This window comes from Nocardia cyriacigeorgica, from assembly GCF_029868385.1.
Classification (GTDB): domain Bacteria; phylum Actinomycetota; class Actinomycetes; order Mycobacteriales; family Mycobacteriaceae; genus Nocardia; species Nocardia cyriacigeorgica_F.
In genome coordinates this window covers 152,336-162,388 of the sequence record NZ_JARWNX010000042.1, presented here as the reverse complement: position 1 = coordinate 162,388, position 10,053 = coordinate 152,336, and the positions used below count along the sequence as shown (strand labels likewise).

Sequence of the window (10,053 nt, the reverse complement as noted above, 5' to 3'; positions counted from 1 at the left end):
TCAACACCGAACCCTGCGCCTGCAACACCGCCCGCGGCACAAAATTCTCCGAAGCAATCATCTCGAGCGTGTCACGCTCACGAGCCAGCTCACCCGCCATCGCGGCAGCAACCTCGGGATCGAGCTCACCGAGAGACTGAGTATTGACAGAGGAGGTCGTCTGCGTCACCCGGCCAGTCTATTGGCTCCTTCGGGTCTGTTCGGCACGGGGTCCGGTAGCACATGGCCAAGCGCTGCGCACCCTTTCCGGCGAGCCGGTTCCCCTCCGAGCGGCGGCCGATCAGGCCGGCTGCATCGCCCGCACCGCACCCGGAGTGAGCGGTTCATCCAACAACCTGCGGAACCGGTCGGCGCGCTCGTCGGCACCCGTCGCCCCGTCCAACCAGCCGCCGAGCAACCGGTAGCCCTCGACATAGGTGCTGATGTAGGCCCGCCACAGCGGTGAGGACAGGAACCGTAGCGACTGCCGGGCCCGCTCCGGGGTGATGAGATTCCAGTGCTGGAGGAATGCGGCGACCTCATCGGCGTCGCGGCCGCGATCGTGCAGCAGCAGCGCCGCGTCCTGGCGCACGCCGAGCAGCTGGGCCGAGGCCTCCGACAACCGTTCGGCGCGCTCACCGTCGAAGCGTAAGCCCAGATCGGCGTAGATCTCCTGCGCCCAGCGCCCCCAGCCCGGCCCGACGATCGACGTCAACGCCAGGTCGGCGAGACCTTCGGCCATCAGGCATTGCGGGGTGTTGACCAGGAACAAGGTCTGCTCCACCTGTCCGGCGGCGACCAGCCCGGCCTCCTTGCGGCAGTGCTCGGTGTGATGGCCCGGATAGGCCTCGTGCGCGATGAGATGCGGCAGGTTGGCCATGTGCTGGCGCAGATCGGAATTGATCGCGACCTTGGAGTGGAAATTGCCCAGGTAGTAGTTGAAACCGGACCACGGCTTATCGCCGACCACCTCATAGGTCACGTGCTCGTGGTCGGGCAGCGGGTAGCGGTCACGGACCAGTTCGCGCAGCGCACCGGAGAACGACTCGACGCAGGCGGACAACCGTTCCGGCGGGATCTCGTCGGCCTGTTTGTGCGCGGCCATCCGTTCGGCCAGCGGACCATCGCCGGCCAGCACCTCGTCCATCTTGCGGTGGGCGTCGCGGTAGTCGGCCTCGTCGCCGGGTTCGATCTCGACGTCGAAGTAGGCGCGCACCTCGTCGACGAAGCCGATGTCGTCACCGGCGAACTTGCGCCCCGAGCATTCCAACGCGCGCAGATGCACATCGAGGAACTCGGTGCGCTCCGGCGCCAACCCGGCGGCGGGCAGTTCGGCCCGCAGCGCCGCGGCCCGCTGCGCCAGTTCGCGCGGTTGCGGCGCCGGCGCGTTCTGCACTTCGCGGCGCAGTGCCGGATCCCCGGTGAACGCGTCGACGAAACCTTCTTCCAGTCGGTCGAAGGCCAGGCCGAGCCGCAGGTAATCGGTGACGAGCGGATGCGCTTCCATGGCAGCCGACGATAGCCGGTCCACCAGCGTGGCGCCGCCTGTTACCCGCCGGTAGGCCACCCCCTGTCCCGGCCCTCGGCAGCAAGGCGCAGAATTCAGCCATGCGGCCACAGATAGTCCGAATCTCACAGCGCCGGTGCGATATGTGTGCGTGTTTGCCGAAATGGAGCGTCGGGTAAGTGGCACGGATGAGCGAGCCGAGCCCGTATGTGGAATTCGATCGGAAACAGTGGCGCACACTGCGCAAATCGACTCCGCTGGTGCTCACCGAGGAAGAACTGATCGGCCTGCGCGGTCTGGGCGAACAGATCGATCTGGAAGAGGTCGCCGAGGTCTATCTTCCGCTCGCCCGTCTCATTCATCTGCAAGTCGCCGCGCGTCAGCGGTTGTTCGCCGCGACCGCGACATTCCTCGGGGAAAAGCATCCGGACCGGCAGGTGCCGTTCGTGATCGGCGTCGCCGGTAGCGTCGCGGTGGGTAAATCCACCACCGCGCGCGTGCTCCAGGCGCTGCTGGCCCGCTGGGATCACCATCCGCGGGTGGATCTGGTCACCACCGACGGGTTCCTCTACCCCACTGCCGAACTCACCCGGCGCGGCATCATGCATCGCAAGGGATTCCCGGAGAGCTACGACCGCCGCAAACTGCTGCGATTCGTCACCGAGGTGAAATCCGGTGCGCCGGAAGTGTGTGCGCCGATGTATTCGCACATCTCCTACGACATCGTGCCCGGCGAGTTCCATTGCGTGCGCCAGCCCGACATCCTCATCGTCGAGGGTCTGAATGTGCTGCAAACGGGTCCGCGGCTCATGGTGTCGGATCTGTTCGACTTCTCCATCTATGTAGACGCCCGTATCGAGGACATCGAGAACTGGTATGTCCAAAGGTTTCTCAGCCTGCGCAAAACCGGTTTCGCCGATCCGCGGGCGCATTTCCACCATTACGCCCGCTTCACCGACGAGGAGGCGACCTCGGCGGCCAAGGAGATCTGGAACTCGACCAACCGACCGAATCTGGTGGAGAACATCCTGCCCACCCGTCCGCGCGCCACACTGGTGCTGCGCAAAGACGCCGATCACGCCATCAATCGGCTGCGACTGCGGAAACTGTGAGCGCGCCGCCGATATCGCCCGCCGCGGCGAAATCGGCAGCGGGACAAGGTGTGTTCAGACGCCGAATCGGCGATGCCGCGCCGCGAAATCGCGTAGCGCGCGCAGGAAATCCACCCGCCGGAACTCCGGCCAGTACGCCTCGGTGAACCAGATCTCCGAATACGCGCTCTGCCACAGCAGGAAACCCGACAGCCGCTGTTCACCGGAGGTGCGGATGACCAGGTCGGGATCGGGCTGGCCGGAGGTGTAGAGATGCTGACCGATGGCGTTGACGGTGATCGACTGGACCAGATCCTCACCGGTCTCACCGGCCGCGATCTCCTGGCGCACCAGCGAGCGCACCGCATCGGTGATCTCCTGCCGACCGCCGTAGCCGACCGCCACGTTGACATGGACACCGTTGCGGCCGCTGGTGCGCTCCGCTGCGGTGCGCAACCGCTTGGCGATCAGCTCGGGGAAGCCGTCGAGCGAGCCGACCAGCCGCACACTCCAGTTCTGGTCCGGCGCCGACAGTTCTTCGACCACATCGGTGATGACCTCGAACAGCGTCTCCAGTTCCTCCGGATCGCGGTTCAGGTTCTCGGTGGAGAGCAGGTAGACGGTGACCATCTCGATCCCGGCGGCCTCGCACCAGCCCACCAGTTCGGCGATCTTCAGTGCGCCGACCCGATGGCCGTGGCTGACGTCGGTGAAACCGTTCTCCCGCGCCCAGCGGCGATTGCCGTCGCACATCACCGCGACATGACGGGGGTGCTGCTTACCTGCCAGCTGCTTGGCCAGCCGGGCCTCGTAGACGCGATACGGAAAGCCACGCACCCGACTCGGAAACTCCACGGCGTCCAACAGTACGCCTCGTCACGTTGTCTGCGGCAACGGCCGCTCTTCCCGGTACAGTAGCGATCGAGCCCTTAACCTACGGTTCCGTAGGTTACTCGTGAGTTAACCACAGGAGGTGGCCGTGACCGATCCGGTCCGCGTCGATCCGGCCGAACCCGTCGACGGCGTCGAGCCCGTCGAAGAGATGCTCAACCCGGCCGATGCGCTGGCGGCGCTGGTCAAACCGCGGATGCGCGGCTGGATCCATACCTGGGCGGTGGGCGTCGCGGCGATCGCGGCCATCGCGCTGGTCGCCACCGCGACGACGGTCTCGGCCACCGCGGTGTGGTCGACGCTCGTCTACGGGCTCACCGTCTGCCTGCTGTTCGGGGTCAGCGCCGTCTATCACCGGATCACCTGGTCGACGGGGCGCGCCCGGATCCGGATGAAGCGCGCCGATCATTCGATGATCTTCCTGTTCATCGCGGGCAGCTACACCCCGTTCGCGCTGCTCGGCCTGCCCGGCTCGACCGGGCGAACGCTGCTGATCGTGGTGTGGGCCGGTGCGCTCGCCGGTGTCGCGCTGAAACTGCTGTGGCCGACCGCGCCGCCCTGGGTGGGCGTGCCGTTGTATCTGCTACTCGGCTGGGCGATCGTGCCGGTGGTCGGTGAGCTCTACGACAATGTCGGCCTCGCACCGCTCATCCTGCTGTTGATCGGCGGGCTGATCTACAGCGGGGGCGCCATCCTCTACGCCACCAAATGGCCGAATCCGTGGCCGACCGTATTCGGTCATCACGAGTTCTTCCACGCCGCGACGGTGCTCGCCGCGCTGGCGCACTACGTTGCGGTTTGGCTGGTGCTGCTGCGCTGAACGGCTTCGGCGTTCTATGCTGCTCGTTCGTGTCAGTCGCTGTCGCAGTGAGCATCGTGCTGCCCGAGCGCACGTCATGATCGCCCGTTTGGTGGTCTGGGCGCTGCGGGCCCGATGGGGCCTGGCCGCCGTCGTGATCACCTGCAATCTCAGCGGTCTCGCGGTGATCATCATCCAGCTGTGGCTCGGCGGATTCTTCGACCGGCTCGGACCCGATATCCTGCGCGCGCTCGGTGTGGTCGCGATCTATCCGGCCATCGGCTTCGGCATCGGCATCGCCCTTGCCATCCGCGACCGCAGCGTCTACTTCGCCTGGCTCGACCAGACCCGCAAACCCACACCCGACGAGGCGCGACGACTGTTGCGGCTGCCCATCGCCATCACCACCCGCGCCCTCGCCTTATGGCTGCCCGGCGTGATCATCGCCGCGATCGTGCTGGCCAGGGTGACACCGCAGGACGATCTCGCGGTGATGGCCTCGATGTTCATCATCGGTGGACTGGAATCGGGCGGGCTGACCTTCCTGATCGTGGACCGGCTGATCCGGCCGACCATCCCGATCGTGGCCGGTGTGCTCGGCGCGACCATGCATTGGAGTTCCACCGTTTTCGTCCGGGTGGTGCTCACCTGGGCGGTCTCGGGCGCGATGCCGTTGTCCATGCTGATCGTGGTGCTCGCCGATCCGGTGTCGAGTGCGCCCGACCGCATCCGCACCGGAATCTATGTGGCCTGCCTCGGCATCGTGGTCGGCGCGCTCGCCACCGCGACCCTGGCCCGCGCGGTGGCCGCGCCGATGCGGCAGCTGCGGCTGGCCCTCGATCGGATCACCCACGGCGATCTCGATGTCCGGGTGCAGGTGGGCAGTGCGAGCGAGATCGGCCGGTTGGAACATTCGGTCAATCAACTCGCCGCCACCTTGCGCGAACGGACCCGGATGCGTGATGTGTTCGGCAGACATGTCGGCGATGATGTGGCCGAGCGCGCGCTGACCAGCGGTGTCGATCTGACCGGCGATGTCCGCGTGGTGTCGGCGTTGTTCGTCGATGTGACCGGTTCGGTGGAGATCTCCACCGGTCTGCCGCCGCAGGAATTCGTCGCCAAACTCAACCGGCTGCTCTCGATCGTCGTCGCGGCGACCGAGGAGAACAACGGGCTGGTCAACAAGTTCGAGGGCGATGCCGCGCTGTGCATCTTCGGCGCCCCGATCGCACTGCGCGACAATGCCACCCCCGCGCTGCGCGCCGCCCGCCGCATCCGCGATGAGGTACTCGGCACCGGTGAACTCGATATCGGTATCGGGGTGGCCCGCGGCCAGGTGTTCGCCGGTGATGTCGGCACCGATACGCGGTTGGAGTTCACCGTCATCGGCGATGCGGTCAACGAGGCCGCCCGCCTCACCACCGCCGCCAAGGCCGTCCCGCGCCGAATCCTGGTGAGCGAGTCCATCATCGATGCCGCCGCACCCCATGAACAGGCCAAATGGGTGCGCTACGGCGATCTGCCGCTGCGTGGTATCGCCGATCCGACACCTTCCTGGACCGATCTGCCGCAGGACGAATCGCCCGAGCCGGACGGCATCGAATCCGCCGCCGAATCATCTCGACCCGCTCCGACGCCCACCGGGGACTCCGGGCCGTCCGTCTGAGTTTCCGCCGGGCAAAGGCATACCGCCCGAGGCAAAAGGCGGTGCCGGGGTCTCACGTGTCGGCCGATGAGAGGAGACTTCAGGGATGAACCGAAAATCTGGTCCCCCGAGTTTGTTCAGTCACCTCGATGAAACCACCGCCAATTCCTCCTCCGACGACGGTGCGGCGAATCCTCCGGTGTTCAGCAGCGCCGGCTCGAACACGGCGGCCACCGAGGACACCGGCGCCACCGCGGGCAGTGATCACTGATCCGCGACACCATGGCACGGCCGACCGCCACGTACCGGCAGGCACGGCCCACCATCACCTGCGAGCGGGCGCGGCGCCGTCGTTCGCGGTGATCAGCGGTATACGACCGATCTTCGCGAACGACACCGGCACGTTCTATTCCCGGCGACTCAACGATTCACCGAGCGCATCGGCCGTGGTGACCGGAAGATCGCACACCGAACCACGGCAGACATAGGCGGCGGGCGCGCCACCGACCGTCGGCCGGTCGGCCAGCAGCGGCACCGAATCCGGTTGGGCCGCCAGGACTATCGCTCCACCGAGGGCCGTCGACCGGGCCACCGCCAGCAGATCGGCAGCGGCGGCGGGATCGGGGGTGGCGATGGCGATCTGGATCGGGCCCTGCAACGCGGCTTCGGCGACGGTCAACCACTGGCCTGCCGAACGGGGGGCCTTGGCGAGCACAACGGTGCCGCGAGCGAGGGTGCGGTCGGCGAGGTCGCGATACCGGACGGCGCGGTCCGGGGCGCTGGTGGCCGACGCGGTGAGCAGGGCTTCCGCCAGCGATGACGCGCCCGCCGGTGTCGCACCGTCGATCGGATCGCGGGGCCGGGCCACCAGGGTTTCGGCATCGTCGGCGGTGTCGAACCAGCTGCCGGGGGCAGCAGGATCGGCGAAATGCTCGATGGCCGCGTCCAACAATCGCTGTGCGTGCTCGAGCCATTCGATCACACCGGTGGCCTGGTGCAGTGCGAGCAGACCGGTCGCCAACCAGGCGTAATCCTCGAGCACACCGGGCGCGGCGCCCACCGTGCCACCGAGCGAGGCGCGCAGTACCCGATCGCCGACCACATGCTCGGCCAGCAGGAATCGCGCACAGCGGATCGCCGCATCGAGCCAGTCCGCGCGCGAATGCGCGGTGGCGGCCTCCGCGAGCGCGGTGATGGCCATACCGTTCCAGGCGGTGACCACCTTGTCGTCGCGATCGGGTTGGGGCCGTCGGTCGCGCTCGGTGCGCAAGACGGAACGGACCCGCTCGAATCGGGCGAGATCGTCGGGGTCGGTGTAGCGGGTGGGCACCGAGGCGCCCTGTTCGAAATTGCCCGCGGTGCTGACGCCGAAGACCTCGGCCGCCCACGCACCGTCGATCGGTCCGAGCGCGGCGACGAGTTCGGCGGGCGTCCAGACGTATGTCGCGCCCTCGACGCCGGGCTGCCCCGGTTCCAGATGGGTGTCGGCGTCGAGGGCGGAGGCGAATCCGCCGGGTTCGGTGCCGAGATCGTCGCACAGGAATTCCACGATCTCGCCGGTGATCCGGCGCGGCAGATCGTCGTCGGGCACACGTCGCGCCAGATGGGCGTAGGCGCGCAGCAGTTGGGCGTTGTCGTAGAGCATCTTCTCGAAGTGCGGCACCACCCAGGCGGCGTCGACCGAATACCGCGCGAAACCGCCGCGGATCTGGTCGTAGATACCGCCGCGGGCCATCGCCGCCGCGGTACGCCGCACCACCTCCGCGGTCGCATCGTCGCCGGTGCGTTCCCAGCTGCGCAGCAAACCCTCCAGCAAGGCCGACGGCGGAAACTTCGGCGCCCCGCCGAATCCACCGTGCTGTTGGTCCACCTCACGCAGCACCACGGCCACCGCATGATCGAGCAGTTCGGCGGTGACGGTCAGCTCACTGTCCGGCAGACCGCCCGCCTGCCCCCGCAAGGCCTCCGCGACCTGCGAGGACGCCAGATTCACCTCGTCCCGACGATTACGCCAGGTATCGGTGACCGCCTCCAGCAACTGCTGAAACGACGGCATCCCGCCCCGCGGCACCTTCGGGTAGTAGGTGCCGCAGTAGAACGGTTCCCCCGTAGGCGTGAGGAAGCAGGTCATCGGCCAGCCACCCTGACCGGTCATGGCCACGGTGGCGTTCATGTAGACGGCATCCAGATCCGGGCGTTCCTCCCGATCGACCTTGATGCAGACATAGTTGTCGTTCATCAACGCGGCCGTTGCCTCGTCCTCGAACGATTCGTGCGCCATCACATGGCACCAGTGGCAGCTCGCGTACCCGATCGACAGCAGGATCGGCACATCACGCGCGGCGGCCGCGGCCAACGCCTCGGCATCCCACTCCCGCCAATGGACCGGGTTGTCCGCGTGCTGACGTAGATACGGTGAGGTCGCGGTGGCCAAACGATTCACTTTGCCAGCCTCCCACACCTGGGGGTCCAGCACACGCTCAGCGCACATCGACACCGGGAATGCGACCACCGCGCATCAACCCATCGCACCGCGACCGTGGTATCGCGCCACACTCTATTGCAGTAACGCTGCAATAGAGTGCTAGAGTTCGGAAACCGCCCACGCAGCGGGGACCTCGGGATCCGGTGCGGCCGAGCCGACCTCCCGCGCCAGCGCGGTGTGCAGGGCCGCGGCCACCAGACCCTCGGGGTCGAGCAGCACGCGTAGCACTGGCTCAGGTTCGCTGCCACACGTTTGTCGTCCACGCCATAAGGAGTTCCATGCGGTTCCGCACCCTGTCGGCCCTCGCCGCCGCGCTGACCGCGCTCATTCCGGGAGGAATCGCGCACGCCGGTCCGTTCGACACCGGCTCGTCCGGAACTCAGCAGCACGAGACGTCGAACTGCTTCTGGTTCGGCCCGACCTTCTCGGCCACGAATCAGCAGCTCAACTACGCCTTCCCGGATTCGGGGGCACTGTACTGGGCCGCGCAGTTCGATATCCCCGAGGGCGCGACCCTCTCACTGAAGGGGCAGTACGCACACGCCCGGTATCAGTCGTTGAACTCCTACGACGTGACCACGAACTCCCCGACCGCGGCCGTCAACGATGTGTCCACGGTACCGGATTCGGGTTCGCACAATCCGTATCTGCCGGGCGCGAACCGCCTGGGCGAGACCGGCCGCGATTACACCGTGCGGGTCCTCGACAGCACCGCACCGGCCGAGCCCCAGCCCAACACCCTCTACGCCGGAGTCCCCGGCCAGCAGCGCACGACCCTCATCTATCGCCTCTACCTGCCCGACAACGGGCGGGATATCACCGGCGGTGTCGGGCTGCCCCGGCCCGAACTCCACACCGCCGACGGGCAGCTGCTGACGGGCGAACAACTCTGCCAAGCAGTGCAAGCTGTCAGCACCACACCGCGCGTGGACGTGGTCCCCGGCGATACGTACCAGGCGTTGCGCAACCAGCCCGGCAAGCCCGACACCTTCCCGGCCGACAACCCCACGGTGTGGCGCACCTTCTACAACCAGCCGTTCGGACTGACTTGCATCTACCTCGGCCAGTGCGATGGCGCTCCGGCAAGGACCGGCGGGCAGTACTCGAATATCGACAACAACTACGTGAACGCCTATGTCAGCAGGAAATTCGGTGAAGTGCTGACCTTGACGGGCACCATGCCCCGCACCCCGCGCACCCTCGACGGCCAACCAATGCTCGACGGCGGGGTCGACATGCGGTACTGGTCGCTGTGCAGCAACGAGTCCGTCGCCACCACCAGGGTCGCCGGATGCGTCTACGACGAACAGGTTCCGCTGGACGCGGCGCGCCACTACACGATCGTGGCGAGCCTGCCGTCGCAGCGACCCGCCAACGCCATCCCCGCCTGCGGTGTGGCCTGGGTGCCGCTGCCGGAGAACGGGGACGGCGCGGGACATGCCGACGACGCGTACCTGATTCTGCGCAATATGCTGCCCTCCGACGGATTCGGCCATGCCGTGCAGGACACCCACGCACCCGGTGACGAGAAGTCGGTCATGGGCGAATTCCTGCCGGAAGCCACCTATTCCAGCAAGGCGCAGTTCGAGGCCGGCGGCTGCCATCCGCTGCGGTGAGCACACCACGGAATACCAGACCGGTTCGGCCGCTTGATCA

8 protein-coding genes and 1 pseudogene are annotated in these 10,053 nt (G+C 67.1%); 4 read left to right on the top strand and 5 right to left on the bottom strand.

The features are described from left to right. Nucleotides 1–169 (bottom strand): annotated as a pseudogene (locus tag QH168_RS12070) (serine hydroxymethyltransferase); the annotation flags it as partial. Nucleotides 170–280: 111 nt separating this feature from the next. Next, nucleotides 281–1,486 carry a DUF885 domain-containing protein gene (locus tag QH168_RS12065; RefSeq protein ID WP_280234679.1) on the bottom strand — a complete coding sequence of 402 codons (1,206 nt, stop codon included), beginning with the start codon at nucleotides 1,484–1,486 and terminating at the stop codon, nucleotides 281–283. A 179-nt stretch (nucleotides 1,487–1,665) separates the two neighbouring features. On the opposite strand from QH168_RS12065, the gene coaA reads away from it, so the two are divergent. Beyond that, nucleotides 1,666–2,598 (top strand): type I pantothenate kinase, encoded by a 933-nt coding sequence (coaA, locus tag QH168_RS12060; protein WP_280234678.1) that lies wholly within the window; start codon nucleotides 1,666–1,668, stop codon nucleotides 2,596–2,598. Between the two features lie 54 nt (nucleotides 2,599–2,652). Here coaA and QH168_RS12055 read toward each other — a convergent pair whose 3' ends face one another. Beyond that, a complete protein-coding gene (locus QH168_RS12055) occupies nucleotides 2,653–3,441 on the bottom strand; it encodes an isoprenyl transferase (protein WP_280234677.1) in 789 nt (262 codons plus the stop codon). A gap of 178 nt (nucleotides 3,442–3,619) precedes the next feature. Here QH168_RS12055 and trhA point away from each other — a divergent pair, with 178 nt between their 5' ends. Both trhA and QH168_RS12045 read left to right on the top strand, forming a co-directional pair. Next, nucleotides 3,620–4,288: a PAQR family membrane homeostasis protein TrhA gene (gene trhA, locus QH168_RS12050; RefSeq protein ID WP_280234689.1), complete on the top strand. Its 669-nt coding sequence runs from the start codon at nucleotides 3,620–3,622 to the stop codon at nucleotides 4,286–4,288. Nucleotides 4,289–4,364: 76 nt separating this feature from the next. After that, a complete protein-coding gene (locus QH168_RS12045; RefSeq protein ID WP_280234676.1) occupies nucleotides 4,365–5,933 on the top strand; it encodes an adenylate/guanylate cyclase domain-containing protein in 1,569 nt (522 codons plus the stop codon). Nucleotides 5,934–6,318: 385 nt separating this feature from the next. On the opposite strand, the gene QH168_RS12040 is transcribed toward QH168_RS12045, so the two are convergent. Together QH168_RS12040 and QH168_RS12035 are read right to left on the bottom strand one after the other, a co-directional pair. Further along, nucleotides 6,319–8,403: a thioredoxin domain-containing protein gene (locus QH168_RS12040; RefSeq protein ID WP_280234675.1), complete on the bottom strand. Its 2,085-nt coding sequence runs from the start codon at nucleotides 8,401–8,403 to the stop codon at nucleotides 6,319–6,321. A 93-nt stretch (nucleotides 8,404–8,496) separates the two neighbouring features. Continuing rightward, a complete protein-coding gene (locus tag QH168_RS12035) occupies nucleotides 8,497–8,625 on the bottom strand; it encodes a hypothetical protein (RefSeq protein WP_280234674.1) in 129 nt (42 codons plus the stop codon). A 50-nt stretch (nucleotides 8,626–8,675) separates the two neighbouring features. Here QH168_RS12035 and QH168_RS12030 point away from each other — a divergent pair, with 50 nt between their 5' ends. Then, nucleotides 8,676–10,013, top strand: a complete 1,338-nt coding sequence (locus tag QH168_RS12030) for a hypothetical protein (RefSeq protein WP_280234673.1) — start codon at nucleotides 8,676–8,678, stop codon at nucleotides 10,011–10,013. Nucleotides 10,014–10,053 lie beyond the last annotated feature (40 nt).

Excerpts from the sequence above, each read along its gene's own strand:
- QH168_RS12065 (WP_280234679.1), bottom strand. The coding sequence starts at position 1,486 with ATGGAAGCGCATCCGCTCGTCACCGATTACCTGCGGCTCGGCCTGGCC.
- trhA (WP_280234689.1), top strand. The coding sequence starts at position 3,620 with ATGCTCAACCCGGCCGATGCGCTGGCGGCGCTGGTCAAACCGCGGATG.
- QH168_RS12045 (WP_280234676.1), top strand. The coding sequence starts at position 4,365 with ATGATCGCCCGTTTGGTGGTCTGGGCGCTGCGGGCCCGATGGGGCCTG.
- QH168_RS12040 (WP_280234675.1), bottom strand. The coding sequence starts at position 8,403 with ATGTGCGCTGAGCGTGTGCTGGACCCCCAGGTGTGGGAGGCTGGCAAA.
- QH168_RS12030 (WP_280234673.1), top strand. The coding sequence starts at position 8,676 with ATGCGGTTCCGCACCCTGTCGGCCCTCGCCGCCGCGCTGACCGCGCTC.